This window comes from Kitasatospora nipponensis (genome assembly GCF_039528135.1).
Lineage (GTDB): Bacteria > Actinomycetota > Actinomycetes > Streptomycetales > Streptomycetaceae > Kitasatospora > Kitasatospora nipponensis.
The window spans coordinates 1-25270 of the sequence record NZ_BAAALF010000122.1; the positions used below are offsets into that span (position 1 = coordinate 1).

The 25270-nt window shown below is 75.2% G+C and carries 22 protein-coding genes and 2 pseudogenes; 12 read left to right on the forward strand and 12 right to left on the reverse strand.

Annotated elements, in window-relative coordinates; translation table 11 throughout:
- The first annotated feature begins 256 nt into the window (after positions 1-256).
- Positions 257-1015 carry a helix-turn-helix domain-containing protein gene (locus ABD323_RS27260; protein WP_344444632.1) on the forward strand — a complete coding sequence of 253 codons (759 nt, stop codon included), beginning with the start codon at positions 257-259 and terminating at the stop codon, positions 1013-1015.
- 103 nt (positions 1016-1118) lie between these two features.
- Positions 1119-1667 carry a GNAT family N-acetyltransferase gene (locus tag ABD323_RS27265; protein WP_344444633.1) on the forward strand — a complete coding sequence of 183 codons (549 nt, stop codon included), beginning with the start codon at positions 1119-1121 and terminating at the stop codon, positions 1665-1667.
- 107 nt (positions 1668-1774) lie between these two features.
- Here ABD323_RS27265 and ABD323_RS27270 read toward each other — a convergent pair whose 3' ends face one another.
- Positions 1775-2968, reverse strand: a complete 1194-nt coding sequence (locus tag ABD323_RS27270; protein ID WP_344444634.1) for a UDP-N-acetylglucosamine--N-acetylmuramyl-(pentapeptide) pyrophosphoryl-undecaprenol N-acetylglucosamine transferase — start codon at positions 2966-2968, stop codon at positions 1775-1777.
- Between the two features lie 181 nt (positions 2969-3149).
- Positions 3150-4025 carry an aminoglycoside phosphotransferase family protein gene (locus tag ABD323_RS27275; protein WP_344444635.1) on the reverse strand — a complete coding sequence of 292 codons (876 nt, stop codon included), beginning with the start codon at positions 4023-4025 and terminating at the stop codon, positions 3150-3152.
- Positions 4026-4183: 158 nt separating this feature from the next.
- On the opposite strand from ABD323_RS27275, the gene ABD323_RS27280 reads away from it, so the two are divergent.
- Entirely contained in the window at positions 4184-6133 is a 1950-nt protein-coding gene (locus ABD323_RS27280) for an OmpL47-type beta-barrel domain-containing protein (protein ID WP_344444636.1), read from the forward strand.
- Between the two features lie 115 nt (positions 6134-6248).
- Here ABD323_RS27280 and ABD323_RS27285 read toward each other — a convergent pair whose 3' ends face one another.
- Complete coding sequence (locus ABD323_RS27285) at positions 6249-6950, reverse strand: 2-phosphosulfolactate phosphatase (protein ID WP_344444654.1); 702 nt, start codon at positions 6948-6950, stop codon at positions 6249-6251.
- Positions 6951-7068: 118 nt separating this feature from the next.
- Positions 7069-7917: a helix-turn-helix domain-containing protein gene (locus ABD323_RS27290; RefSeq protein ID WP_344444637.1), complete on the reverse strand. Its 849-nt coding sequence runs from the start codon at positions 7915-7917 to the stop codon at positions 7069-7071.
- Positions 7918-8190: 273 nt separating this feature from the next.
- Here ABD323_RS27290 and ABD323_RS27295 point away from each other — a divergent pair, with 273 nt between their 5' ends.
- Positions 8191-8391 (forward strand): hypothetical protein, encoded by a 201-nt coding sequence (locus ABD323_RS27295; RefSeq protein ID WP_344444638.1) that lies wholly within the window; start codon positions 8191-8193, stop codon positions 8389-8391.
- A 7-nt stretch (positions 8392-8398) separates the two neighbouring features.
- Here ABD323_RS27295 and ABD323_RS27300 read toward each other — a convergent pair whose 3' ends face one another.
- From ABD323_RS27300 to ABD323_RS27310, 3 genes are all read right to left on the reverse strand, one after another.
- Positions 8399-9523: a HEAT repeat domain-containing protein gene (locus tag ABD323_RS27300; protein WP_344444639.1), complete on the reverse strand. Its 1125-nt coding sequence runs from the start codon at positions 9521-9523 to the stop codon at positions 8399-8401.
- Between the two features lie 149 nt (positions 9524-9672).
- Positions 9673-10122, reverse strand: a complete 450-nt coding sequence (locus ABD323_RS27305; RefSeq protein WP_344444640.1) for a hypothetical protein — start codon at positions 10120-10122, stop codon at positions 9673-9675.
- Between the two features lie 49 nt (positions 10123-10171).
- Entirely contained in the window at positions 10172-10588 is a 417-nt protein-coding gene (locus ABD323_RS27310) for a hypothetical protein (RefSeq protein WP_344444641.1), read from the reverse strand.
- Between the two features lie 185 nt (positions 10589-10773).
- Between ABD323_RS27310 and ABD323_RS27315 the strand changes: the two genes are divergently transcribed.
- From ABD323_RS27315 to ABD323_RS27330, 4 genes are read left to right on the forward strand one after another with little or no spacing between them, the layout of a single operon-like run.
- Positions 10774-12156, forward strand: a complete 1383-nt coding sequence (locus ABD323_RS27315) for a hypothetical protein (protein ID WP_344444642.1) — start codon at positions 10774-10776, stop codon at positions 12154-12156.
- On the forward strand, positions 12156-13526 hold the full coding sequence (locus ABD323_RS27320; protein WP_344444643.1) for a hypothetical protein: 1371 nt from the start codon (positions 12156-12158) through the stop codon (positions 13524-13526). Before ABD323_RS27315 ends, ABD323_RS27320 begins: the two co-directional genes overlap by 1 nt.
- A gap of 3 nt (positions 13527-13529) precedes the next feature.
- The gene (locus ABD323_RS27325; RefSeq protein WP_344444645.1) at positions 13530-15323 is read left to right on the forward strand and encodes a tetratricopeptide repeat protein; all 1794 of its coding nucleotides are present in this window, start codon (positions 13530-13532) and stop codon (positions 15321-15323) included.
- Positions 15305-16585, forward strand: a complete 1281-nt coding sequence (locus ABD323_RS27330; protein ID WP_344444646.1) for a hypothetical protein — start codon at positions 15305-15307, stop codon at positions 16583-16585. Before ABD323_RS27325 ends, ABD323_RS27330 begins: the two co-directional genes overlap by 19 nt.
- A 42-nt stretch (positions 16586-16627) precedes the next feature.
- On the opposite strand, the gene ABD323_RS27335 is transcribed toward ABD323_RS27330, so the two are convergent.
- Together ABD323_RS27335 and ABD323_RS27340 are read right to left on the reverse strand one after the other, a co-directional pair.
- Positions 16628-17275: a hypothetical protein gene (locus tag ABD323_RS27335; RefSeq protein ID WP_344444647.1), complete on the reverse strand. Its 648-nt coding sequence runs from the start codon at positions 17273-17275 to the stop codon at positions 16628-16630.
- The gene (locus ABD323_RS27340; protein ID WP_344444648.1) at positions 17272-18243 is read right to left on the reverse strand and encodes an aldo/keto reductase; all 972 of its coding nucleotides are present in this window, start codon (positions 18241-18243) and stop codon (positions 17272-17274) included. The genes ABD323_RS27335 and ABD323_RS27340 overlap by 4 nt, the downstream gene beginning before the upstream one ends.
- A 46-nt stretch (positions 18244-18289) precedes the next feature.
- Between ABD323_RS27340 and ABD323_RS27345 the strand changes: the two genes are divergently transcribed.
- The gene (locus tag ABD323_RS27345; protein ID WP_344444649.1) at positions 18290-19303 is read left to right on the forward strand and encodes an ArsR/SmtB family transcription factor; all 1014 of its coding nucleotides are present in this window, start codon (positions 18290-18292) and stop codon (positions 19301-19303) included.
- Positions 19304-19438: 135 nt separating this feature from the next.
- Positions 19439-20542, forward strand: coding sequence for a hypothetical protein (locus ABD323_RS27350; protein ID WP_344444650.1), 1104 nt, complete (start codon positions 19439-19441; stop codon positions 20540-20542).
- A gap of 46 nt (positions 20543-20588) precedes the next feature.
- Here ABD323_RS27350 and ABD323_RS27355 read toward each other — a convergent pair whose 3' ends face one another.
- Positions 20589-21146, reverse strand: coding sequence for a nucleotide triphosphate diphosphatase NUDT15 (locus ABD323_RS27355; RefSeq protein ID WP_344444651.1), 558 nt, complete (start codon positions 21144-21146; stop codon positions 20589-20591).
- Positions 21143-22633, reverse strand: coding sequence for an SDR family NAD(P)-dependent oxidoreductase (locus ABD323_RS27360; protein WP_344444652.1), 1491 nt, complete (start codon positions 22631-22633; stop codon positions 21143-21145). Before ABD323_RS27360 ends, ABD323_RS27355 begins: the two co-directional genes overlap by 4 nt.
- A gap of 98 nt (positions 22634-22731) precedes the next feature.
- Between ABD323_RS27360 and ABD323_RS27365 the strand changes: the two genes are divergently transcribed.
- Positions 22732-23685 carry a 2-hydroxyacid dehydrogenase gene (locus tag ABD323_RS27365; RefSeq protein WP_344444653.1) on the forward strand — a complete coding sequence of 318 codons (954 nt, stop codon included), beginning with the start codon at positions 22732-22734 and terminating at the stop codon, positions 23683-23685.
- 180 nt (positions 23686-23865) lie between these two features.
- Here ABD323_RS27365 and ABD323_RS27370 read toward each other — a convergent pair.
- Positions 23866-24615, reverse strand: a pseudogene (locus ABD323_RS27370) (arylamine N-acetyltransferase family protein); the annotation flags it as partial.
- A 153-nt stretch (positions 24616-24768) separates the two neighbouring features.
- On the opposite strand from ABD323_RS27370, the pseudogene ABD323_RS27375 reads away from it, so the two are divergent.
- Positions 24769-25270, forward strand: a pseudogene (locus ABD323_RS27375) (hypothetical protein); the annotation flags it as partial.

Consider the following 25270-nt stretch of genomic DNA (forward strand, 5'->3'; position numbering starts at 1 on the left):
TGGTGTCGAACTTCTGCATCGTGTTCTCCGGTGCTCGTCGCTTGTTTCTGACAACAGAAACGCTACGTTGCTTTCCAGAATCGGGCAACAAGCATGTTGCGCGAGAGTGTCATCACTGCAGGTAGAAGGCGGAAAAGTGTTGCAATGGCCTTGCGGATAACGCAACGTCAGCCATCGTTCGTTGCAATGGTTGAGAGGTGAACGCTATGCTGGCGAAGGCGGGGACCGCCAGGGGACGAGCACCGAGGAGATCGCGATGCCGGGAGGCAGGCTCACTCAGCAGGAACGCCGGCAGATCGCGCTGGGGCTGGCCGACAGCCTCCCCTACGCCGAGATCGCCCGGCGGTTGGACCGTCCCACCTCGACGGTCACGCGTGAGGTGCTGCGCAACGGCGGCCCCACCGCCTACCGTGCCGATCTGGCCCACCGCGCCACCGAACACCGGGCCCACCGGCGCAAGCAGAGCCCGCCGCGCGGGGCGGGGGCGCCGGCGCAGGGCCGGCACGGGCGCGACGACGAGGCGGTGCGCGCGTACGAGGAGTCGTTCACCACCCTGCTGATGCAGCAGGGTCTGCCCAGGATGACGGCGCGGGTGCTGACCTGCCTCTTCATCGCCGACGCGGGGGGAGTCACCGCGGCCGAACTCGTCCAGCGCCTCCAGGTCAGCCCGGCGTCGGTCTCCAAGGCCGTCACCTTCCTGGACGGCCAGGGCCTGATGCGCCGGGAGCGCGACGAGCGGCGCCGCGAACGCTACTTCGTCGACGACGACGTCTGGTACCAGTCGACGATCGCCAGCGCCCGCGGCATCGCCCAGGTCGCCGAGACCGCACGGCAGGGCGTCGGCGTCCTGGGCCGCGACAGCGCGGCCGGCGTCCGCCTGGAGAACATCGCCCGCTTCAGCGACTTCATCAGCGAGAGCGTGCTGCGCGCCGCGGAGCAGGTCCGCGACCTGCTCTACACGAAGCCGGAGGCCGAACCGGTGGTCCGTCAGGGAGGCGACCGGGCTCCCGGGTGACACCGCTGAGCGGTCGCGGGCCGCCGCGGTCGCGGCGGACGATGCGGGGGCGGGGCGGGAATCGCCCGGTTCCCACAGTTCCTTGATCGATTAGAGTTACGGAATGTTCGAAGGAAACCTGGTACGGCTGCGGGCGCTGCGCTCCGAGGACGCGGAGCACCACCTCCGGTGGCGCAACGACCCGGAGGTGGTGCGCTGGGCCGCGGCCGGCGACCCGTGCTTCGGCCCGGTGACGGCGGAGGCGGTCGGTCTCGGCTTCGACACCATGCTGCGTCTGAGTCCGCGCGAGTCGGCCGTGTTCACGGTGGAGGACCTGGCGGACGGACGGGTGATCGGCATGGCCGACTACCGCGACCTGGACCCGTACGCCGGCGTGGCCACGCTGGGAGTCACCATCGGCGAGCGGGAGTTCTGGGGCCGCGGCCACGGCAGTGACGCGCTGCGGATGCTCGTGGACCACCTGTTCGGCGGGTACGGCCTGAGCCGGCTGGAACTGGACACCTGGAGCGGGAACGAGCGCGCCCAACGGGCCTTCGCCAGGCTGGGTTTCCGCGAGGAGGGCCGCCGCCGGTCAGCCGTGCTGCTGGACGGGCGGCGCTACGACCGGGTGCTCTTCGGGGTGCTCCGCGAGGAGTGGGCGACGTCCGTGTGACGCCGTAGGCGGCTTCCCCGGGACCTGACCGGACAGGTCCCGGGGGTGCGCCCAAGGCCCAAGGCCCAAGGCCCAAGGCCCAAGGCCCAAGGCCCAGCGCCCAGGGGCTAGTGGTGCGGGCCGTCGGCGGCGACGGACACCAGGACGTCCACGAGCCGGTCGGCCGCGTCGGGCCGGCCGTGGGACCGGGCCTGGTGGGCGATGTCCGCGCGGCGGGCCGAGTCCGCGAGCAGCGGGGCCACCGCGTCGCGCAGGGTGTGCGGGGTGGTCTGGCCGAGCAGGGCCACCGCGGCGCCGGAGTCGTGCAGGTGGCGGGCGTTGTGCGCCTGCTCGTTGCCGGCCGACGTCGCCAGCGGGATCAGCACGGACGCCTTGCCCAGCGCGGTCAGTTCGGCGATGGTGCCGGCGCCGCTGCGCGAGATCACCACGTCCGCCAGGGCCAGCACGTCGGGCAGCTCCGGTCCGACGAACCCGGTCACCAGGTAGCGCCCGGCCAGGTCGCCGGGCAGGCCCGCGGCCGCCCGGCGCAGCGCCTCCTCGTGCGCGGGGCCGCACTGGTGCACGACGTTGGCCTGGGTGAGCAGCCACGGCAGGACGTCCCGCACCAGGTCGTTGATCTGCTGCGAGCCCTGGGCGCCGCCGGTGACGTACACGGTCGGGCGCGCGCGGTCGAACGCCCACAGGCCCAGGGCCTGGACCGCCTTGTCCGGGTGCCCGGTCAGCACCTCGGGTCGCACCGGGTTGCCGGTGACCACCGCCGCCTTGCGGGCCGACTCCGGCAGGAACTCGATCGTCGACTCCGAGGACACCGCGAAGCGCGTGGCCGCCCGCGCCAGCGACCGGTTGGCCAGCCCCAGACGGACCGTCTGCTCGTGCACCACCAGCGGACGGCGGCACATCCGGGCCGCCAGGCTCACCGGCACCGCCACGTAGCCACCGGTCGCCAGCACGACGTCCGGACGGAACTCCGCCACGATCGAGCGCGCCTGCGCCACGCCCAGCGGCACCCGGCCCATGTCCTTGATGTTCGCCGGCGAGGCCAGCTTGAGCGGGTTGCTGGAGCGGCGGACCTTCCCGGTGGCCACCGTGGCGAACGGGATCCCCTCGGCCGCGGTGACCCGGGCCTCCAGGCCCTCGGCCGTCCCGACCCACAGCACCTCGAGGGTCCGGCCGGCCGCCGCGAGCCGTGCCTGCAGGGTCCGCACCGCGGTGAGCGCCGGGTAGGTGTGCCCACCGGTTCCCCCGCCGGTGACCACCAGCCGGAAGGCGCGCAGCGGAAGGCGGTCGACGTCGGCGTTCACAGAGGGGCTCCCAAGCTGGCGGTGTCGGACCTTCAGCAGGGCCCGGAGTGAGCGGAACATTGCGGACAATAGCAGGCAACAGGGCGGCGGCCGCAGGGGCCCTGAACGGCAGTCACCGGGCGCCGCGCCGCCGGGTGCCGGTCCCACGCCGCCGGGTGGCGGGGCGGCGGCGTCGCCCGGGTCAGCCGGTGAGCGGGTCGGCGAGGACCGCCTCGAGGGTCCGGCGCTGGATGCCGTCCGGGTCCGGGCCGGAGAGGCCGGCCAGGGTGACCAGCGCCTTCCACAGGGCCCAGCCGCGGGCCCGGCGCCAGGTGTCGTCGGGCAGGCCGACGCTCTCCCGGAAGGCGGTGCGGTCCTCGCCGGCGAAGTAGGTCCAGGCCATGACGAGGTCGCACGCGGGGTCGCCGGTGCCGCAGGTGCCGAAGTCGATGACCGCGCCGAGCCGTCCGTCGGTGGCCAGCAGGTTCCCCACCGCGACGTCGCCGTGGAACCAGACCGGGGGCAGCGGCCAGGCCGAGGTCAGGGCGCCGGCCCAGACGGCCCGGCAGGCGGCGGTGTCGACGGTGTCCCCGAGCAGGTCGAGGGCCTGCTCCACCTGGTCGCCGTAGACGCCGGGGTGGCAGCCCCGGAAGTACGAGTGCCGGCCGGCGGCCGGTCCCCGCCCGGCCGGGATCGCGCGCAGGGCGGTCAGGAACGCGCCCAGGTCGCGGGCCAGTCGGGTCCGGTCGAGGTCGGTGGCGGCCTCGACGGTGTCGCCCGGCAGCCAGTGCCGGACCGACCACGGGAACGGGTAGCCGGCCGCCGGGCGGCCGGTGGCGACCGGCGCCGGGACGGGCGTGGGCAGGTGCCCGGCGAGGAAGGGCAGACAGCGGTCCTCCTTCTCGACGGCGGCCACGTACCCCTCGGCGCTGGGCAGTCGCACGGCCAGGTGGTCGCCGAGCCGGAAGGTGCGGTTGTCCCAGCCCTGCCGGGCCACCGGCTCGACGGTCAGGGCGGACCAGGCGGGGAACTGCTCGGAGACCAGCGTGCGGACGAGGCCGGCGGTGATGTCGGGCATGGTCGCATTTTGCCCGACCCCGCGGCGGACAGGCCGACTTCGCAGACCGGCCCGGCGGGCGGCAGGCGGCCTGGCCTCTCGGCCTCCTGGCGTCCAGGTGGGTGACAGTGCGACGGGTCATCGCGGGGCGGTGGGCGGCCGCACCCTAGCGTGACCTTATGACTACCCTGAGTGACCCCGGTGCTGCCGGGATGACCGACCCACCCGCCCTGCCCGGCCGGTCGCGACGCAGGCCGCTGGCGGCCCTGTGCGTGGCCGTCCTCGCGCTGCTCACCTTCGCCGCGGCCACCACGCCGGCCGTCGCCGCCCGCCGGGCGGGTACCAGCCTGACGGTGCAGTTCACCAACAGCAGCAACCGCGACCTGAGGTTCAACAGTTCCAACTACAACGGCTGCGCGATCCAGGAACCGCAGGTCATCGCGGCGGGTGGCACCGTCAGCTGGACGCTGCAGGCGTGCGGCGACCCGCGCGGCAACGTGGGGACCTTCTCCTTCGCCCTGGTCCGGGACAGCGGGCTGGTCCAGGTGGGCTGGGACGCCCCGGTGGTGGGGGCGAACACCTACACCGAGTCGGCGCCGGCCGGCTACGTGATCAGCCACAGCGGCGGCGACGGCGTCAACGCCACGGTGCGCTTCACCTTCGACTGCAACTCCAAGACCTGTGACGGCATCGCCGACAGCTGGAAGCAGAACGGCGTCTACATCGACCCGACCACCGGCAACGCCTTCTCGGCGCCTGGTCCCGGCCGCCAGTTCGTCGACCTGCCCGGCATGGGCGCCGACGTGAACCGGGCGGACCTCTTCGTCCAGGTCGACTGGATGGCCGACGCGACCCACAGCCACGCTCTCGCCCCGCAGGCGATCCGGCAGGTGGTCGACGCCTTCGCCAACGCGCCCTACCAGCGCAGCGCGCAGACCACCCGGGGCATCAACCTGCACGTGGACGCCGGGCCCGACAGCATCCTCAACGTCGCGACCGGCACGACCTGGGGCACCCTGAGCCGGGCGGCCAAGGTGACGGAGGCGACCAACCTCGGGACGGCCGTGGGGAACAACTACCAGTGGGACGACTTCAACAAGCTGAAGATGCGCACGGGCGGCTTCGTCGCCTCCGGGCGGTCGCCGATCTTCCACTACGCGGTCTCGGCGCACAACCTGCAGCCCGGTTCCACCTCCAGCGGCATCGCCCCCACGCCCGGCAGCGACCTGATCGTCAGTCTGGGTAGCTTCGCCGACAAGGTCGGCACGGTCGCCGAGCAGGCCGGCACGTTCATGCACGAGCTGGGCCACAACCTGGGCCTGGAGCACGGCGGGAACTCCAACGTCAACAACAAGCCGCAGTACTTCAGTGTGATGAACTACCTGTACCAGTTCGGCCTGATCTCCGGGACGACCAGCGGCATCGTGGACTTCTCGCGCCAGAACACCTCGCTGGACGAGAACGGCCTCCAGGAGACGCAGTACCCGTCCAGCTCCGGCACCTACGACGTCCGGCACTTCTGCCCGAACAAGACCGGCGGCGGCGGCTCCTTCGTCACCGTGCCGGCCAAGGACGCCCAGGTCGACTGGAACTGCGACGGCAAGATCAGCCAGATCCCGGTCGCCTTCGACGTCAACGACGACGGGGCGAAGACCGTGCTCGGCGGCCACGACGACTGGGGCAACATCCTGCTGCGGGTCGGCTCGATCGCCCGCACCGGCTCCGCCAACGGCGTTCCGGCGCCCACCCCGGAGGATGAGCTGACGCCGGAACTCGCCGCCATGGACGAGCCGTTGGACACCACCCCGCCGGTCACCACGGCGCGTACCGACCCGCGTGCGGACCGGCACGGGGTCTACCACTCGGACGTCCACGTCACCCTCGACGCCACCGACGACGTCTCCGGCGTGGCGCTGACCGAGTACGACCTCGACGGCGCCGGCTGGATGCCGTACACCGACCCGGTCACGGTGAGCGGCGACGGCAAGCACCGGCTGTTGTACCGCTCGGTCGACCACGCGCAGAACCAGGAGCAGGACAGGCGGCTGTTCCTGCGCATCGACTGCGACCCGGCGCACCCGGAGCACCCGGACGCGACGCCGGAGGTCGAGGCGTTCACGAACCCGTAGCAGCGCCGAGCGGGTTCCGGGCGCGGGCGGAGACCACTCCGCCCGCGCCTGGCGTTTCTCGGGGCGGCCCCCGGGTGGTGCTCCTCGCGTGGTGGGCGTGGCGGCCCGCCGGCGATCAGCTCGCACCCTCGGCGGTCGGCGGGGGCACGTCGCACGGGCGCAGGACCATGAGTTCCTCCTCCAGGGTCGCCACCATGGCGAAGGGGAACCGGTCGAGCTCGAGGCAGAGTGCGACGTCGTCGGGATGGACCCCCCGTCGCACCCCCTGCGCCAACTCGGCGGCGGCGCGCGACCCGGCGGCGCGGCGCAGGAACCCGCCGGCATCGACTGCGGCCCCGGTCGCCCGGTGGGCGATGTACTGGGCGCACGCCAGGTCCTCGTCGGCCCGTCCGTCCTCGCCGGTCACCACGAAGGTGACACTGTCGCCGCCGCGCGTGCGCAGGAGCCGAGCCGTTGCCTCCGCGACCACGAAGCCGGCGCACAGTACCAGCGGCGCCTCCTTGACCGCGAGGGCGCCGACCGTCCCCGCCGTGGTCTTCTGCACCACGGTCCGTCCGTCGAGGTCGAGGGAGCGCAGCAGGCCCGGCGAGTTGACGGCGTCGAACCCGGGGGCGGGTGGACCGTCCTTGAGCGCCACCCAGTCCGGGTGGCGAGCCTTGAGCGCCAGGGCCTGGTCCAGCGACTCGGCGAGCACGATCTTCTCCGCCCCCCGGGCGAAGGCCCAGGCCGCCACGGTGAACGCCCGCATGACGTCGACCACGACTGCCACGGACGGGGATTCGACCAGATCGGCGATGCCGAGGAAACGGGCGTCCATAGGGTTCATTGCCTTCATGTCGAGCATGATCGCCCGATGGCCGACCCGAAGCGCCCGGAAGTGAGCCGGATCACCACGATGTCCCGCGATGCAGACCCTTCCCCTCACCCCGCGCGGTTCACCGTCCGGGTGCGGCCGGCGTGATCCCCGGGCCCAGCGCCAGCCGGTGCAGCGCCGCCTCGGAGGCCGACCCCGGGGCGGCGGTGTAGGCGACGATCAACTCGTCCGGGTCTCCGGCCAGTTGCAGGGCCTCGCAGGACAACTCCAGTGCTTCTGATGGCGGATGGGCGATCAGGAACGTCGAGTGCGTCGTCTCCAGTACCACCTGCTGGCGCCAGAGGCGACGGAAGTCCTGGCTCCGGGAGCAGAGTTGGCTGATCTCCTCGGCGAGCACCGGATCGTGCGGCCGCCTGCCGACCTCGGTGCGCAGATAGGCCACGGTCTCCCGGGCCTTGCGTTCCCAGTCCAGGTAGAGCAGCCGGGTGCGGGGGTCGGTGAAGACGAGCCGGCCGATGGTCCTGCCCTCGGGGTGGATCTGCGCGAAGTCGACGAAGACGGCGGTGGCCAGCCGGTTCCACGCCAGGACCGTGCCGCCGCGGCCGACCAGGTAGGCGGGCGCCAGCAGCATCGAGTCCAGCACGCTGCGCACGCTCGGCCGCACTCCCGAGGGCCCGGCGCCGTCGTCCGCGGTGGCCGGCCTCGCCAGGCTGTGCAGGTAGCGGCGTTCGCCCGGGCTGAGCCGCAGCGCGTCGGCCACCGCGGTGAGCACCGCGTCCGACACCCGCGAGGCCTTGCCGCGTTCCAGCCGGGTGTAGTGCTCCACGCTCATGGCCGCGAGGGCCGCGATCTCCTCGCGCCGCAGACCGGCCACCCTTCTCGTCCCGTGCACGGGTAACCCCACGTCGTCGGGACGGAGTCGGGCCCGCCGGGAGACCAGGAAGTCGCGGAGGGCTGTCGAGAGGTCCATGCCCGCGATTGTTGCCGCGCCGCCGCCGGCCCGCCAGCACGCCTGCGGGCCGGGCCGGCCACCCCGCGCGCCGACTTGCCTCCGCGCCGGCCTGTCTCAGCGCCGGCCTGTCTCCGCGCCGGCCTGTCTCCGCGCCGGGCGCGGCGCGCCGCTGCACGGGCCGGCCGCCGCTGCCAGGGCCTGATCCGACCTCCCTGGTTGGCGCCGGGCGGACCATCCTCGTCCTGACGCCACCCGCGGACAGCGGGCGGCCACCGGGAAGGGGAACAGCCCATGTCCACCACCAGCACCACCAGCACGGTCGCCCGCAGCCGCAAGCGCCGGACGGCCTCCGCGCTCGCCGTGGTGATCGCGCTGACCGGCATCACGGCGGGTGCGGTCGGCACCGCGTCGGCCACCACCATGCCGCCGAAGAAGTGCTTCGTCGAGGTCTACTACGACGGGCACTGGACCAAGGTCCAGGTCTCCTGCTGACGCGGGGTCACGGCAGGCGCCCGGGCCACGGCGGGGTCGCACCGACCGACTCCCGCTCCGGCCCGGGCACGACCGGTCCCGCGGCGGCCACGTCCGTGGTGACCACCTGGGCGGCGGCCAGCTCGGCGGCCCGCAGCGGGCTGCCGCCCGCGCGGGCCAGCAGCGCCTCGACGGAGTAGCCCGGCGAGCCGACGGCGGCGGTGAGGTCGAGCGACAGCTCCGGGTCGAAGCGGTTCATCGACACCGCGGCGCCCAGGTCGGGCCGGAGCCGGTCGAGCTCGACCAGCAACTCCCAGGCACGGGAGGCCAGCAGGCCGCGCCGCTGCGGGTCGCAGGCGTGCACGGCGGCGGTCACCCCGGTGCCGTCGGGGTCGTACGCCAGGAGGGCCGGCAGCAGTTCGGGGACACCCATGATCCGCGCCGCGTCGAAGGTGAGGAGGACCGCGCCGTCGGGGTCGTCGAGCAGTTCCACCAACAGCGGGACGGCCCGCGGGTCGTGGCGCCGGGCCAGGCCCCGGATGCCCTCCTCGCGGGCGTCGGCGAACTCGTCGGTGGTCCGCTCCCAGAGCGCGGCCCGGATGGCGGGGCTGTCGACCTCGGCCTGGAACCCCAGGGTGAACGTCGCCCAGTTGCGGACCTGCGGGTCCGTGTCGCGGGTCAGCGCGAGGAGCGTGTGGATGTCCGGCCCGTCCGGCCGGCCGGTGAGAACACCCGCGAACGAGCCGGCCACCACCTCACGGACCTCGGCGTCACGATGCCCGGCGAGGGCGATCAGGACGGGCACGGCGCGCGGGTCGTACGTCCGCTCGATCGCGCGGGCCAGCGCACCGCACACGTCGGCCTCGCGCTCCCGCTCCGCGAGGGCGACCAGCGTGGTGGCCGTCCCGGCGCGCAGCGCCTCGTGCTGATCGCTCGCACGGCCCAGCAGTTCGCAGCCGGCGGCGCGCTCGACCGGGTCACCGGAACCGAGCAGCTCCAGCCCCAGTGGCGGCGCCCCCACCTCGTCGGCCGCCGCCCGCCACAGCAGCGCGTGGTACTCGTCCCCGTGCTCGTCCCAGCCGTCCGCCTCGTCGGCGACGCGGGCCACCGCCAGGGCCTGCCCGACCAGTTCCGCCGTCGTACGCGTCTCCATCCCGGCATTGTGGTGCACACACCGCGAACGGGCGCGGGATTTCTCGGCGCCCCGGCCGGCGGGTCATGACGTGGCCGGCCGACCAGCAGTCAGCCAGGTGCCCAAACCCCTGGCGCGCACGGGACGGACGCCGCGCCGTGGGGCGGTCGTCACGGCAGGCGGAAGAGGCGGTCGGACGGGTCGACGGTGGCGCGCAGGTGCAGGCCCACGCGCAGGTCGGCGTCGGCCGTGCGGCGCCAGGTCGCCTCGAAGGGGGCGAAGCCCGGGCCGTCGACGCGCAGGCGGACCTCCACGCCGTTCCCCTCCTCACCGCCCAGGACGCAGGGGCGCAGGTCGAGGATCTCCGCGATCGCCGCCACCCCGACGGCGTCGAGCCGGCGGTTCGCCGCCCGGTCGGACCGGGCCTCGAACCCGAGGGCGAGTCCGATCGGGGCCGTGACCACGGTGCTGACGATGCCCGTGATCAGCAGGTTCCGCCCGCCGAAGGCGGACCAGATGAGCATCACCGGTCCGTTCAGGGTCGTCACGGCGCTGGTCAGGTACATCAGCAGGGCGCCGCCGCGGCCCATCGGGGCCACCTGGGTGGGCTCGCCGGCCATGGCTCCTCCGCTTCCCGTGCCGCAAGCGCGGCAAGCGTCGGACGGGTGGTCAGGCCATCCCGGCGTAGAGGTAGCTGCCGGGGCTGGCGGGGTCGGCGAGCAACAGGACCTGGTCGCCGGGGCGGGGGATCTGGAGCTTGGAGACCAGTGTCTGCAGGGTGAGGTGCGCCCCCGGTGCCCCGGCCGGCTGGACCACCAGGTTCACCACCGGGTCGAAGTTGATCAGCTTGCCGGTGTCGCTGAGCGACACGACCAGCGCCGGCACGGTCGGCACTCCCGCGGCGAGCAACTGCTGCACGTAGGCGCCGGACTTGTAGGTGCCGATGGACTGCTGCATGCTCGCCAGGCTGTCGCTGCCGACGAAGGCGCGGGTGGCGCGGCCGTAGAAGCCCTTGCCGCTGGCCACCTGGTCCATGATCTCGGCGGCCTTCTCCTCGCGGCTGCGGCCCTTGCCGAAGATTCCCATGACGTCTCTCCCTCTCCTCCGTGTCGCCGACCGCCCACCGGTGCGCGGGGGCGGCTCCGGTGAGCGGTCGGCGAGCTTGGCGCCAGGCGCTTGGCGCTGCCTGACAGTCAGGACGGTAGGCGGGCCGCGGCGCCTACCGATCCCAGGTTCACCCGGGCCGGACCGCCCGCCGTACTGTGGGGGCCATGCCGTCCCCGAGTCAGCCGAGCAGCGAGCGCACCCCGCGTGCCATGGTCATCGACCGGGCCTGGCGGGCGCTGGGGCCCGGGCTGGAGGCGCTGAGCGGGCCGCAGGGCGCGCCGCTGACCCGCAGCGTCAAGCTGATCGTGCTGCCGCTGGTGGTCCGGCCCTCGCTGCACCCGGACCTCGCGGCCGACTTCCTCGAGGGGCCGCAGGCCGCCCGCCTGGAGGAACTGGTGCGGCAGGCCGGCGACCCGTTGCGGGCGACCGCGCAGTGGTTCACCCGGCTCAAGAAGGCCCGCCGGGCGCTGGGCGTCGTGGCCGGCAACCCGCAGGACCTGTACTTCCAGCCCTGTTTCGAGCTGGCCACCCGCTACGGCGCGCCCGCGGCCGGCGCCGACGAACGGGCCCGGGCGGTCGTCGAGGAGCTGGCGGAGGCCGGTGGCGGGCGCACGGTGGAGGCGCTGAAGGACCACCTGGCCGACCCGGACCGTCAGGCGCGGCTCGACGCCGCGCTGGCCGCGCCAGGGGGCGCCCGGCGGGGCGACCGGGCGGGCGACCGGGGCGCCCTGTCCGCCGACGAACAGCGGCTGGCCGCGCTGGCCCTCGACGCGCTGGAGGCCTGCGGCGGGGCGGACGGCACCGGGCCCGGCGCGGCCTTCACCGCGTTGCTCGACGGCGCGTTCGGCACCCTGGTCGGCCGGCTGCTCTGGGCGCGGACGAGCGGGCTCTGGGGACGCGACGACCTGCCGACGCACCTGGAGCTCACCGCGCACCCCCGGCCGCCGCGCCCGCGGGTCGGCCGGGGCGCCTCGACGGCCACCCTCCCGGCGCCGCTGGACCGCACGCTCTTCGAGCGGCTCTTCGGCGTGCTGCAGGCGTCGGTCCGCCGCGAGGAACTGCCGCCCGTGGCGGAGCTGGTGCGGCGCGAGGTGGGCCGCAGTTGCGCACCGCTGGGCCTGCACGACGAGAGCCTGCGGGTCGCGGTGGTGCTGGGCGGGCGGCTCGCGGTGGGCCTCGATCCGCTCGGTGGCGGGGACCCGGAGCTGCGCCGGACCGCGGCCCACCGCGTCGTCAACGGCCGCTGGCAGCGCGAGGCGTCGGTGCTGCGGGCGCGCCGGATGACGACCGGACCCGACGCCGGGGGCGGTGCGCTGGCCGCGCTCGCCGAGGACCTGCGCACGCCCTGGGTCCCCTACATGCGACGGCTGTGGGTGCGGCTGCACGGGCGCGACGTCCGGGAGGCGGCCTTCGAGGACCTGGCCGCGCTCTGGGCGGTGCTGGACGGAGTGGCCCGCTCGGTGATGATGGACCACCGGGCCAGGGTGCGCGCGGCGCTGCGCGCGCTGTCGGTGGCGCCCGCGGCGGGCGAGGCGAGGAGCGCGTGATGGCCGGGGAGCGGAGGCCGTCCGGTGACCGCCCGCCGGTGGCGGTGCGGGTCGCGCGGGCCGGCGACGGTGCGGTCCGGGTCACCGCGGCGACCGGCGGAGCCGAGGCGGGCGGGGGAGCCGGAGCGGCCTTCGCCCGGCTGGTGCTCGACGTCGCGGGTGCGGTGCTGCGCTGGCCCGGCGGGGTCCGGGCCCTCGCCGACGGTGCGGGATCCGGCCTGCCGTCGGCACGGATCCACGACGTGTCGGCCGCGCAGGAGTGGCTCTGGGCGCTGTACGGCGTGCCCGTCGCCGCCGCCGTGCAGGCCTGCGCCCTGGGGGAGGCGGGCGCCGCGGCGGACCTGCCGGCGCAGCCGGGGCCGCTGACGGTCGCGGCCACCCGGCTCGCCTACGGGCACTGGGCGGCTCGCTGGTGGCCGGCCTCGTTCCCGGACCGGATCCCCGCGCTGGCGGCGGACCTGCTCGGGCTGGAACGGGCCGCCTCCACCTATCGGTGCCAGCAGCTCTTCGACGGCTCGGGCGAGCAGTTCGACGACTGCGCGGCCGAGTTGATCGAGGAGCACGAGGCGGGACTGGACCCGTTGATCGCCTGGTGGCACGGCGGGGTGAGGGATACGGCGTCGGCGGGGCGGGTGGAGCGCATCCTGCGCCTGGTCGACGCGGCGGCGGACGGCGCCGGACTCGACGGGCCGGCCCTGCGCGGGCTGCGCACCGCCCTCGACCGGCGCCCGCCCGGCACCGAGGCCGGCCCGCCCCGGCCGTCGCCCGACCTCGGCGCGCTCTTCGCACGGCAGCGCGACTACGCCCTGGCGGCGGGCGATCCGTCGGCGGCCGGCGGGCGGGTGATCGCCCGCGGGACCGGGCTCAACGACTGGCGCCGCTACCCGCCCGGCGCCCTCGACGCCTGCGAGGACGCGCTCACCTGGACCGTGCGGGCGCTCGGTGCGCGCCGCCGGATCGAGGTCGAGGCGCTGGCGGGGGTGGCCGGCCCGTGGGGCGGGCCACCGCTGGTCGCGGAGATCACCGTGGACGGCGGGCCGGCGGGTCGGATCCCGCTCACCGCGCGGGGTGACGCCCTGGTCGGGCAGGCGGAGGTGGCGCTGCCGGCCGCGGGGCCGGGACGGATCGAGGTGGGCGTGCTGCTGCCGGGGTTCGACCCCGGACCCGAGCCCGCGTCCGGCGCCGTGTCCGGTGTCGCGCTCGCTGCCGACCCGAGCGCCGACCGGGCCGCCGACCGCGCGGAGCGCGAGGCGGTCCGCGGGTCGGCCCGGCGGCGCCTGGCACGGGAGACGCCGGGGGCGGCCCCGGCCCCGCTGCTCGCCGAGGCCGCGGCCGCCGCCGTGGCCGCGACCGACACCGAGGACTACTGACCGATGACGCCCGACGAAGCGGTGGTGCCGCTCTTCGGAGAGCCGTTCGACAGCGGCCTCGCGCTGGCCGAGCGCCACCAGCTGTCGGCCGATCCCGCGGCCGCGCAGGCCTGTTACGAGCACCTGCTCGGCGTGGCGGAGTCCCTCGACGACTCGCCCGACGTCCGCTACCTGCGCGCGCACCTGTCGGCCAACCTCGGGGTGGTCCAGCTCGACGGCCCGGATCCGCGCGGCGCGGAGATCCGCCTGGAGGCGGCCCTGGACCTGCTGCGCGGCATCGAGTCCGCACCGATGGGACCGCGCGGTCGTCAGCTCTGGCTGGACGACCTGCTGAAGGCACTGCTCGGCCGGGCCGAACTGCTGCGCGACCGCGGGGACCTGGACGCGGCGTCGGTCTGCCTCGAGGAAGCGGCGCGCCGGCTGCCCGAGTTCACCGGGGACGGCACCCGCGCCGCCGAACTCGGCCACCACCGCGTGCTGTTGCTGATCGCCCGCAGTGAGTGGGGCGCCGCGGAGGAGCTGGCCTCGGCCGTGCTGGCCACCACCCCCGCGTCGGTGCCGTCGGTGCCCTCCCAACTGCTGGCCGCGCTGGGGCTGATCTGCGCCTCGACCGGGCGGTTCGATCAGGCCGAGGACTACCTCCTGCGCGCGCAGGAGGGGTTCGAAGCGGCCGGGGAGACCGCACGGCAGCAGCAGTTGATCGCCCAGCGGGCGTACGCGGCGTTGCGCGGCGGCGAACTCGACCGCGCGGAGCGGCTGTTCGCCGAGGCGTCGGCGATCTTCGAGCGGCAGCGGCAGTTCGGCGACCTGGCGGTCTGCGAGCAGGCCCGCGGGTTCCTGGCCGCCGCCCGGGGTGACCCCGCCGGGGCGGCCGCGCTGACCGAGCTGAGCCTGGCTCGCTTCGAGGAGCGCGGCGCCTCCATCGCCGCCGCGGACACCCTGCTGCTGGCGGCCCAACAGGCGTACGGCCGGGGCGACATCGTCGCGATGCGGTCGCTCTGCGAGCAGGCCCGCGCGATCCACGAGGCGCAGGGGGTCTACGAGCGGTGCGCGCAGGCGGACCTGCTGGTCGCGGCGGGCATCGAGGAGAGCCTGCACCGCCAGGCCCGGCACCACCAGGCCCCGCAGGACCCGGCATCGCGCGACGCAGCCCCGCGCGACGCAGCCCCGCGCGACGCAGCCCCGCGCGACGCAGCCCCGAACGACCCGGCCGGCGGCGGGCCCGAACGGGCCGCGGTGGACGCCGCGCTCGGCCTCGCGCTGCCCGCCGCGCTGGCCCTGGAGGCCGCCCGCTACGACTTCGCCAGCGGTCACGCCCGCAGCCAGTGGCTGGAACTGGCGGAGGGCGCCATGCAGTTGGTCTTCCGCCTCGTCATGCGGCGGCAGGACCAGGGCCTGCTCTTCGAGCTGGTCGAGCACCGCTGCGCGGGGGCGTCACTGACGCTGGGACCCGGCGCCGCGCAGGCCGCTCCGCCGGCGCATCCCTCGCCGCCCCACTCCTGGTCCCCCTCGCAGCCTCCCTCGCCGCCCCACTCCTCGCCCCGCCTGGACCCGGCGCTCTTTCCGGACGGCGCGATGAGGGTCCACGGACACCTCGACGGCCCGGCCGCGCTGGGTGCCACGGTGGCGGCCGCCGCGGCCTCGGTGGGCCTGCGGGTCGCGCCGCCGCCCAGGGTGCTGATGTCGCCGGGCTCCGAGCGCACCGCGTTGCAGGAGTACGTGGAGGCGGCCGAATCCCGGTACCACCGGCGGATCGTGAGCGACGAAGGGGTGCCCTCGTGGCCGACGACGAGCTGACGCCCCGCCCGGTCGTCCAGGTCCGGCTGGCCGACGCCGGCGACCTGTTCCTGACCTGGCGCTGGACGAGCGGTGCCCAGGGCTACGGCACCGGGCAGGCGCCCGCCGCCGAGGTCGACCGCGCGGTCCGCGCGCTGGCCGACGCGCTGCCGGGTGGGGAGGCGGGCGTGCGGCGCGCGTTCGGCGCGGGCGCGCTGGCCGGGTACGACGGCGAGCGGGCGCTGGCCCGGATCCTGGCGGAGGCGCTGTGGCCGGCCGGACTGACGGAGCAACTGCGCCCGGTCGCCGCCGCGCTCGGCGACCAGCGCCCGCTCGTAGGGATCCAGCCCGCACCCCGGGTCGCCCAGGTTCCCTGGGAACTGCTCGCGGTGGGCGGCGCCGACGAGCCGGACGTCCGGCTGCTCGACCTCGCGGACGTGGTCACCACCGCGCCGGCCTCGCTGCGCCGGCCGCACGACGGCGCCCCGCGCCCGGCCGGCGACGGCGGGGCCGTGGTCCTGGTGCTGGACCCGCGAGTGCCCGGGTTCCGGGCCGACTCCGCGCTCGGCTCGGTGCTGGGACGGCCCGGCTCGGACCCGGCGCTGCTCGCGCTGGTCCAGCGCCACCTCGACACGGGTCGCGCCGTACCGCCCGTCGCCGACGCCGCGCAGGCCTTCCGCCGCACCGACCTCGACCGGGACTGGCTGGGCGGGGCGCTGCGGCAAGGTGCTGCGCGCCTGATGTACGTCGGGCACGTGAGCGCGGCCCCGGTCGGCGGTGGGCAGAGCGAGGACGCCACCCTGCACCTCTGCTGCGACCCGCGCACCACCGGTCTGACCGAGGTGCTGCGCACCCATCGCCCGCTGTCGGCCAAGGACCTGCTGCTCGGCACCCTCAGCGCCCGGGCGGACGGCGTCGCGGGCGCGCGGCTCTGGCCCGCGCCGCGCCGGGTCGCGCTGATCGCCTGCGAGAGCGGCGGCGACCTGCGCTTCGCCGAGTCCTTCGGCCTGGCCGCCGCGATGCTGCACAACGGCGCCGACCTGATCACCGCCACCCGCTGGGCGCTGCCGACCAACCTGGCCTTCCACCAACTGGCCGACGTGGCCCCCTCGGTACGGCCGCTCTCCGAGGCGGTGGTCGCGGTCGACGCCGCCCACGAGCACCCCGACCCGGTCCGCCGGCTGGCGAGTTGGCAGCGCGAGCAGTTGGACCGCTGGCGCACCGACCGGCGGGTCGAGCACTCCCCGCTGCTCTGGGCGGCGCTGAGCTGCCTGGTGCTCTGAGCCGTGCAGGGCTTCGAGTCGTCCGGTGCTCCGACTTCCTTCCTACCGGAAGAAGTCGGGCAGTTCGGCGGCCGGCGGGAACGGCGAGCCGGCCGGCAGTGACCGGATCTGCACGACGAGGTGCTCGAACTGCGCGTACGAGAACCCGTCCAGTCCCGGGGCGACGGCCAGCACCCGGTCACCCCGGCGCCAGGCCCGGTAGCGCCACAGGTAGTCGGACCCCGGGCGCCGCGGGTGCGACACGTCGTGGTCGGGCGGGCCGAGCAGTGCGGTGAACGTGCCGACCACGGCGTCCAGTTGCGCGGTGAAGCCGCCGACCGGCGGGTCCACGAGGCTGTGCCAGCCGGGCTGGACGCCCCAGTGGTCCTCGCTCACCGCCCCCTCGGGGTGCACCCAGTACTGGTAGGCGAACGGCATGGAGAAGCAGTCCTCGCCGTAGACCAGGTGCCCGGCGGGTGTGTACCCCGTCTCGCCGAACTCGCCCAGGTGGGAGCCGGTCGAGCGCCAGCCCGCGGCCAGCATCGCGTGCTCGGCCACCTCCGGGTCCACCCAGTCGACCTCCGCCATGCCGACGATCTGCGCCGCCAGCTCCGCGCTCACCGGGCAACTCGCGATGATCCAGGGCGAGTCGTCGTCGGCGTCGTCATCGGCGTCATCGAGGGGCTCGGTGGAAGGTGGGGTCGGCGTCATCCCGCCAGCCTACTGCGGTGATCGTCCGTCGACCCGTCCACCCCGCGCCGGTGGACGGTGTCCAGCAGGGCCAGCTCCTGCGGGGTCAGGCGCAGGGCGCCGGCCGCCACGTTGGCGGTCAGGTGCTCCGGGTCGCCGGTGCCGGGGATGGCCAGCACGTGCGGTCCGCGGTGCAGCGTCCAGGCGATCCGGACCTGCGCCGCGCTCGCTGCGTGCGCCCGGGCGACGGCCAGCACCTCCTCGGGGTCGCTGCCGCTCGCTCCCGCGTCGCGCCCGGCGCCGGCGATCGCGTAGAACGGCACGAACGCCACCCCCTGGGTGCCGCAGTCGCGCAGGAACGCGTCGTGCTCGGGCCGCAGGCCGATGCCGTACGGGTTCTGCACGCAGACCACCGGCGCGATCGCCCGCGCCTCGGCGAGGTGCTCGGGCTGGATGTTGGACAGCCCCAGGTGGCGGATGAGCCCCGCCTGGCGCAACTCGGCCAGCGCGCCGAAGCGTTCGGCGATCGAGTCGGTGCCAAGGATCCGCAGGTTCACCACGTCGAGGTGGTCGCGGCCGAGTTGACGCAGGTTCTCCTCGACCTGGCCGCGCAGCTGCGCCGGGCCGGCGTGCGGCAGCCAGGCGCCGGACAGGTCGCGGCCGGGCCCGACCTTGGTGGTGATGACCAGGTCGTCGCAGTAGGGGGCCAGCGCCCGGTTGATCAGCTCGTTGGCGGAGCGCAGCGAGGAGAAGTAGAAGGCGGCGGTGTCCAGGTGGTTGACGCCGAGTTCGACGGCCCGGCGCAGCACGGCGATCGCCCGGTCGCGGTCGCTCGCCGGGGCGCCAGGGCGGAACGCGGCGCCCTGCTGGGTCAGCCGCATCGTGCCGAAGCCGATCCGGCGCACCGGGCGGTCGCCGAGCAGCCAGGTCCCCGATGCCGCCGCGGTGACGGGGGTGGAGGTGGGGTGAGGAGTGGGGTGCGTGGTCATGCCGCGATGATCTCCGCACGGTACGCTGACCGCCATTGATGAGGGCATGTGTGAATCCTCGGAGGTAGCCATCCAGGCGGAGTTGACGTTCTCGGCGAGCGATCTGGCGCAGATGCGGTTCGCCGTCTCCCCGATGTGGGAGATCACGCCCGGCTTCCGGCTGCTGACCTGCGCCGCCCCGCACCCCGTGCACCGACGCTGGGTCGAGCAGGTCCGGCCGCGGGTGGCCGCCGCCGGGCTGGACGGCGGGTGGCTGGCCGAGCTGATCCCGCCCGCCGGCTACGTCCCCGACTTCCTCAACCCGGCCCCCGCCGGGCCGGCCCCCACCCTGGCCGCGGAGCTGGCCGCGATCCGGGCCGCGCCCGTCGACCGGGTCCGCCAGGACCTCGACCACCTCCGCCACCACCAGGGCGACCTCGGACCCCGGCTGCGGGCGCTGTACGCCGATCCGCGGCGCCGGCTGGTCCGCCTCACCGAGGAGATCGAGGCGTACTGGGAGACGGCGCTCGCCCCCTACTGGGCGCGGATCCGGGCCGTCCTCGATGCCGACGTGCTGTACCGGGCCCGGCAGGTCGCCGAGCGGGGCGTCGGCCACTTCTTCAACGAACTGCACGGCTCGGTGCGGTGGGACGACAACGCGCTGCGACTGGTGCGGAAGCGGCGCACGCTGTCGCGCGGGACGGCGGGCGCGGGGCTGCTGCTGATCCCCTCGGCCTTCACCACCTCGGCGCTGCGCACCCGGGTGACCCCGCCGGACCCGCCGCAACTCGCCTATCCCGCCCGCGGGGTGGGCGCCCTGTGGGAACCGCGTCCGGTCAGCGGGACGGCGGCGCTGGCGGCGGTCCTCGGCCGCTCCCGGACCCTGCTGCTGACCGAACTGGAGGCGCCGGCCTCCACCACCGAACTGGCCCACCGCACCGGCCTCTCCACGGCCGGGGTCTCCCAGTACCTGACCGCGCTGCGCCACGCGGGCCTGGTCAGCGCCCACCGCGCCGGGCGCAGCGTGCTCTACGCGCGCACCGCGGCCGCCGAGTCGGTGCTGGCCGCGGCCGCCGGGTAGCCGCCGGGCCCACCCGCCGCCGACCGGTCGATTCCGAACCGTTGCGGGCCGGAGCTGGACCGCGCGGGTCTCCCCGGGTCTGCTGGGAGCGTCCGTTGTGCCGGCGAACTGCTCTCCTTGGTAACGGAGTTCCTGATGACAACCGGAAGACGCTCGACCACCCCGGTCAGCACCTCCCCGCCCAGCACCTCCCCGCCCAGCACCGCCCGACGCGGCCCCGCCCTGCGGGCCACCGCCCTGCTCGGTGTCGCCCTGGCCACGCTGGCCGCCGGCTGTACCAGCGGCTCGGCCGGTGGCACCCGCGAGCTCGGCGGCACCGGTCAGGCGGGTGTCCGCAGCTCCGCGCTCCCCACGATGCCCACCGGCACGCTGGCGCCGGCCGGGGGCGTGCCGTCCGGACCGGCGGCCGCGCGGGCCGCCCAGGTGGCGCGAGCCTGGCCGGGGTCGGCGATGGAGCAGCGCCGGCAGGCACGGTACTGGCCGTGGAACGTGCCGGTCGCCTGGCCGCCGGCGGGCGGGTTCCACAGCGACGCGGACCAGCAGGCGGTCCGGGACGGCCGGGTCGACCTGCCCGCCGGCCTACCGGACGCACCGTTCGGCTCCCCGGCGCTGGGGCAGGTCCGGTGGGCGGACGGGAGCACGCTCTCGCTTCCGCTGCTCCCGCCCGCGCAGGCCCTGCGGTCCTCGCCCGACCGGGCCGCGCGGACCACGACGCCGGACCCGTCCTGCGCCGGCGCCTGCTCGGCCCGGCTCACCGTCACCGCGATCCACCCGGGTACCCGGCAGGTGCTCACCACCCGTGGCCAGGCGACCATCCCGACCTGGGAGTTCAGCGTGGCCGGCTACCCGGATCCGGTGGTCTACCCGGCGATCGCCCGCTCCGGCGACCCGGGGGGCGAACCGCCGGTCCCGGACCTGGGCATCCGCGAGCTGACCTGGACCAAGGACTGGACGGCCACCTCCACCGACGGGCTGACCATCAGCGCGCACGAGACGTACGGTGCCTGCGAGGCGCCGGCGCCCGGCCGGGTCTACGAGACGGACCAGCTGGTGGTGCTGATCGGCCAGAAGAAGGAGCAGCCGCCGGGCACCGCCTGCACGGCGCAACTGCTCAGCTTCCCCGCCGAGTTCCGGCTCTCGCGGCCGCTCGGCGACCGCGTCGTGCTGGACGCCTCAACCGGCGACGCGGTCAGCGCCGTCCCCGAGCAGTGGGACCCGGCGATCAACCAGGGCGGCTGACCGGCCCGGTGCACGATGAGGCCCGGTCCACCCCGCCGGTGGCGCGCTACTGGACGGTCCGGTAGGCGAAGACGCCGGGCGGCAGGGGGGCCGGGTCGGCCAGCCACTGGGCGAGCACCCAGGCGGAGGGGCCGAACATCGGTCCGGGCAGCGCGTCCACCGCGAAGCGCTGCCAGCCCGCGCAGGCGTGCGGCTCGGTCACCTCGGCCGGCGCCGCGCTCGGCGGTGCGAGGACGGCGGCGGTCAGCCGCGGCCGGCCGTCCAGGTGGTCGAGGAGCACGCCCAGCACCCGCATCCGCTCGGCGGGCAGCTCGATCCCGGTCTCCTCCGCGAGCTCGCGCGCGGCGGCCTGCTCGAAGGACTCGCCGGGGTGGTCGACCTTGCCGCCGGGCAGGCTCCAGGTGGGCGGCTCGCCGGCGGTGATCCGCCGGCCGAGCAGCACCAGGCCGCCCGGCGCCGGGACGATCACGCCGGCCCCGATCAGCGGCCGGCCGACCCCGCCGGTCGGCAGCGTGCCACCGGTCGGCAGCGCGGCAGCGACCGGCGGCGCGGCAGCGACCGGCCCGCCGGCCGGCGGCGCGCCGACCGCATCGGCCGGGTTCACCACGGCGAGGGCGCGAAGTCCTTCAGGAAGCACCCGTACAGGTCCTCCCCGAGCTCGCCGCGCACGATCGGGTCGTAGACCCGGGCCGCGCCGTCGACCAGGTCGAGCGGGGCGTGGAAGCCCTCGTCGGCGAGCCGCATCTTGTCGGGGTGCGGGCGCTCGTCGGTGATCCAGCCGGTGTCCACAGCGGTCATCAGGATGCCGTCGCTCTCCAGCATCTCCTTGGCGCTGGTGCGGGTGAGCATGTTCAGCGCGGCCTTGGCCATGTTGGTGTGCGGGTGGCCGGCGCCCTTGTAGCCGCGGCTGAACTGGCCCTCCATCGCCGAGACGTTCACCACGTACTTGCGGCGGGCGGGCGAGGCGGCCATCGCCCGGCGCAGGCGGCTGACCAGGATGAACGGCGCGGTGGAGTTGCAGAGCTGCACCTCCAGCAGCTCGACCGGGTCGACCTCGCTGACCGTCTGCACCCAGCTGTTGGAGGCGGCCAGGTCGGGGACCAGCCCGCCGGCGTCGATCGCCGTGCCGGCCTCGATCCGGGCCGGCGAGGCCGAGCCGCTGACCAGCGCCAGCGAGGTGACCTGCTGGGCGGTGAGCGCCTCGCGCTCGCCGCTCGCCTGGCCCGGCAGCGCCGGGCGCTCCACGCTGCCGCTGTTGAAGGCGCCGATCACCTCGGAGGCGGGCAGCGCGCCGGCCGGCAGCGGCGCGGACTCGGCCGCGACCAGCTCCGCGTACGCGGCGGGGGAGCGGCGCACGGTCTGCGCGGCGTTGTTGATCAGGATGTCCAGCGGGCCCTCGGCTGCCACCGCGTCGGCCAGCGCCACCACCTGGGCGGGGTCGCGCAGGTCGATGCCGACGATCTTCAGGCGGTGCAGCCAGTCGGCGCTGTCCGGCATCTCCTTGAAGCGGCGGATGGCGTCGTTCGGGAACCGGGTGGTGATCGTGGTGTGGGCGCCGTCCCGCAGCAGCCGCAGCGCGATGTACATGCCGATCTTGGCCCGGCCGCCGGTGAGCAGCGCGCGCCGGCCGGTCAGGTCCGCCTTGGCGTCCCGGCGGGCCTTGCTGTCGCGCGCGCAGGAGGGGCAGAGCTGGTGGTAGAAGGCGTCCACCTCGACGTAGCGGGTCTTGCAGATGTAGCAGGAGCGGGCCCGCTTGAGGATCCCGGCGATCTCCTGGCCGGTGGTGGGCGAGGTCAGCCCGAAGACGCCCGCGGTCTCGTCGTCGATCCGGCCCGGCGCACCGGTGGCGGTGGCGGCGGTCACCGCGCGGTCGTTGGCGGTCTTGGCGGCCCGGGTCTCCTGGCGGCGGCGCTGCTTCACGGTCCGGAAGATGCCGGCGACGGCCCGGCGCACGACGATCGCGTCGGGGTGGTCGACGTCCAGCTCGTCCAGCTCGGCGAGCACGTCGAGGCAGAACTGGAGGCGCTCCGGGTCGATTCCGGGCCCGAAATCGGCCTCCACAGTGTCCTGCTTCTCCTCTGCCGTCGTCATGCGTCGCTGCTTCCTTGATCGCTGATCCCACCCGTTACCCGTTGAATCGTACGGAGTGCCCCGCGAGCGGCCAAACGACGGTCGGTACATTCGCTGGCATGAGCCCTCAGCCCGCCCCCGTCGTCCTGCTGCCCTACCCGGCGGCGGAGATCCCCGACCTGCCCGCCCAGCTGGCCGTGCACCAGTTCGACGGCGTCGCCTTCGACGGCCGGCCCGGTCCGCCGCCGGACGAGCTGCTGGCCCGCGTCGAGCTGCTGGTCGTGCCGTACATGCGGACCGCCACCGTGCTGCCGCTGCTGCCGCGGATGACCGCGCTGCGGGTCCTGCAGACGCAGACCGCGGGGGTGGACGACGTGCTGCCGCACGTCCCGGCCGGCGTGCGGCTGTGCAACGCCCGCGGCGTGCACGACGCCAGCACCGCCGAGCTGGCGCTGACCCTCACGCTGGCCGCGCTGCGCGACATCCCCGGCTTCGTGCGCGGCCAGGACGCCGAGCAGTGGCGGTCCGGCTTCTACCCGGCGCTGGCAGACCGGACGGTGCTGATCGTCGGCTACGGCTCGGTCGGCGCGGCGATCGAGGACCGTCTGCGCCCCTTCGAGTGCGAGGTGCTGCGGGTGGCCCGCAGTGCGCGCCAGTCGCCGGCCGGACCGGTGCACGCGCTGGCCGACCTGCCGGCGCTGCTGCCCCGGGCGGACGTGGTGATCCTGGCCGTGCCGCTCTCGCCGGCCACCCGGGGGCTGGTCGACGCCGGCTTCCTGGCCGCGCTGCGGGACGGCGCTCTGCTGGTGAACGTGGCCCGCGGGCCGGTGGTGGACACCGACGCGCTGCTCGCCGAGCTGACCGGTGGCCGGCTGCGGGCGGCGCTGGACGTCACCGACCCCGAGCCGCTGCCCGCCGGCCACCCGCTCTGGCACGCCCCGGGCCTGCTGATCACCCCGCACGTGGGGGGCAGCTCCTCGGCCTTCCTGCCGCGGGCCCGGCGGCTGATCGGCGCCCAGCTGAACCGCTTCGCCCGGGGCGAGCCGCTGGCCAACGTGGTCGAGCGCCCCTGATCGGCGGCCCCCGACCGGCGGCCCCCGACCGACGGCGGCGACCCCTCCGCCGGCCTGCGCCGCCTTCGCCCGCTCGGCCTCGGCGCGGCGCTGGAGGTCGTCGAGCCGGTCCACCTCCTCCGGCGTCAGGACGATGCCGAAGTGCTCGCGGTAGGCGTCCAGGCGGTGCCGCGCGGTGGGCAGCGGCTCCTCGTGGCGCTCGCCGTCGGCGGTCGGGCCGGTGGTGCGGATCAGCCGGTCGCCGGCCAGCGTGAGCCGGCCCTGCTCGGTGGGCATCGAGCACATGGTGTTGCGGGTGAACGGCGAGTCCGGCGAGGTCGCCTGCCACCAGCAGGTCGGCCGGAAGTCGGAGAGCGGGTAGGGCCGCCGGTCCAGCCGGTACTGCGGCACGCCGTCCTGCAGCACGTCGAGGTCGGGTCCGTGCTCGGCGACGGTGAAGGTGCCGGCCGGGTCCTGCTGGCCGTCGCGGCTGTCCAGGCGCAGCGGCACGGTGGTGAACCGACCGAAGCCCACGTCCACCAGCCACGGCTCGTCCAGTTCCACGCGCAGGCTCAGGTGGTCGAACAGCGGGCCGGCCACCCCCTCGTGGACGACCCGGGCGGCCAGCAGTTCGACCCGGTAGCCGAGCGCGCCGAGCAGCGTGGCGAACGCGCCGTTGAGTTCGTAGCAGAAGCCGCCGCGCCGGTGGTCGACCAGCTTGGCGACCAGGGCCTCGGGGTCCAGCACGATCGGCTCGCCGAGCCGCACGCTCAGGTTCTCGAACGGTACGGCCCGCAGGTGCGCCCGTTGCAGGGCCCGCAGCCCCGCCAGGTCCGGCGCGGCCGGGCGCGCGGCGCCGATCCGGGCCAGGTAGGCGTCCACGCGTGCGTCGTCCATGGTCCTCGTCTCCTCAGCAACTCGCTGCGCCGCGGCGGCGCACCCGCCCGCCATTCTGCTCCCGGTACGGACGGTCCGGGTGAGCCGGGGGTGTCGAAAGGTTCTGAAGAAGAGAACTGATTTTTCGTTATCCCGTTCGCACGTCCGGGTCTCCCAAGGTGTCGGCGGTAGTTCCCTGACCGAGTACGCCGACGAGGAGACAGCACCATGGCACGCAACCGAAAGGCGCACCGGCGCCGCAGTCACCGCAAGCTGCTGATCACGGCCGTGGCGGCCACCGCGGTCCTCGCCGCAAGCGGCGTGGGCATAGGCCTGATGACGAGTGGTCAGCGGACGAACGACGTCCGGGTGTCCGCCGCCCAGGACGCGAACGGCACGGCCTCGGGGCCGGACCTGATCTCGGCCACCGGTGGCAGCGCCCCCAGCCGGTCCGCCGCACCCGGCCGCGGCGCGACCCCCGCGCAGGCCCCCTCGCACAGCACGCCGCCGGCCCCGGTGACGTCGGTGCCGGCGAACGACGCCGGCAAGGGCATGATCTACAGCGGCCTGACCGCCGCCCCCACGGGCGACCCGTGCGTGGGCGTCTTCAAGGTGTCCGCCGCCGACCTGTGCACCCACGGACCCGACGCGCCGCCCACCGGGCTGGACGTCCACAAGCAGGTCGCCCCCGTCGCCCCGCAGGCCGCCGCCCCGCCGCCGCTGCAGGGCC

Coding starts and splice junctions, on each gene's coding strand:
- ABD323_RS27260 (WP_344444632.1), top strand. CDS start 257: ATGCCGGGAGGCAGGCTCACTCAGCAGGAACGCCGGCAGATCGCGCTG.
- ABD323_RS27265 (WP_344444633.1), top strand. CDS start 1,119: ATGTTCGAAGGAAACCTGGTACGGCTGCGGGCGCTGCGCTCCGAGGAC.
- ABD323_RS27275 (WP_344444635.1), bottom strand. CDS start 4,025: ATGCCCGACATCACCGCCGGCCTCGTCCGCACGCTGGTCTCCGAGCAG.
- ABD323_RS27280 (WP_344444636.1), top strand. CDS start 4,184: ATGACTACCCTGAGTGACCCCGGTGCTGCCGGGATGACCGACCCACCC.
- ABD323_RS27285 (WP_344444654.1), bottom strand. CDS start 6,950: ATGGACGCCCGTTTCCTCGGCATCGCCGATCTGGTCGAATCCCCGTCC.
- ABD323_RS27290 (WP_344444637.1), bottom strand. CDS start 7,917: ATGGACCTCTCGACAGCCCTCCGCGACTTCCTGGTCTCCCGGCGGGCC.
- ABD323_RS27295 (WP_344444638.1), top strand. CDS start 8,191: ATGTCCACCACCAGCACCACCAGCACGGTCGCCCGCAGCCGCAAGCGC.
- ABD323_RS27300 (WP_344444639.1), bottom strand. CDS start 9,523: ATGGAGACGCGTACGACGGCGGAACTGGTCGGGCAGGCCCTGGCGGTG.
- ABD323_RS27305 (WP_344444640.1), bottom strand. CDS start 10,122: ATGGCCGGCGAGCCCACCCAGGTGGCCCCGATGGGCCGCGGCGGCGCC.
- ABD323_RS27310 (WP_344444641.1), bottom strand. CDS start 10,588: ATGGGAATCTTCGGCAAGGGCCGCAGCCGCGAGGAGAAGGCCGCCGAG.
- ABD323_RS27315 (WP_344444642.1), top strand. CDS start 10,774: ATGCCGTCCCCGAGTCAGCCGAGCAGCGAGCGCACCCCGCGTGCCATG.
- ABD323_RS27320 (WP_344444643.1), top strand. CDS start 12,156: ATGGCCGGGGAGCGGAGGCCGTCCGGTGACCGCCCGCCGGTGGCGGTG.
- ABD323_RS27325 (WP_344444645.1), top strand. CDS start 13,530: ATGACGCCCGACGAAGCGGTGGTGCCGCTCTTCGGAGAGCCGTTCGAC.
- ABD323_RS27335 (WP_344444647.1), bottom strand. CDS start 17,275: ATGACGCCGACCCCACCTTCCACCGAGCCCCTCGATGACGCCGATGAC.
- ABD323_RS27340 (WP_344444648.1), bottom strand. CDS start 18,243: ATGACCACGCACCCCACTCCTCACCCCACCTCCACCCCCGTCACCGCG.
- ABD323_RS27345 (WP_344444649.1), top strand. CDS start 18,290: ATGTGTGAATCCTCGGAGGTAGCCATCCAGGCGGAGTTGACGTTCTCG.
- ABD323_RS27350 (WP_344444650.1), top strand. CDS start 19,439: ATGACAACCGGAAGACGCTCGACCACCCCGGTCAGCACCTCCCCGCCC.
- ABD323_RS27360 (WP_344444652.1), bottom strand. CDS start 22,633: ATGACGACGGCAGAGGAGAAGCAGGACACTGTGGAGGCCGATTTCGGG.
- ABD323_RS27365 (WP_344444653.1), top strand. CDS start 22,732: ATGAGCCCTCAGCCCGCCCCCGTCGTCCTGCTGCCCTACCCGGCGGCG.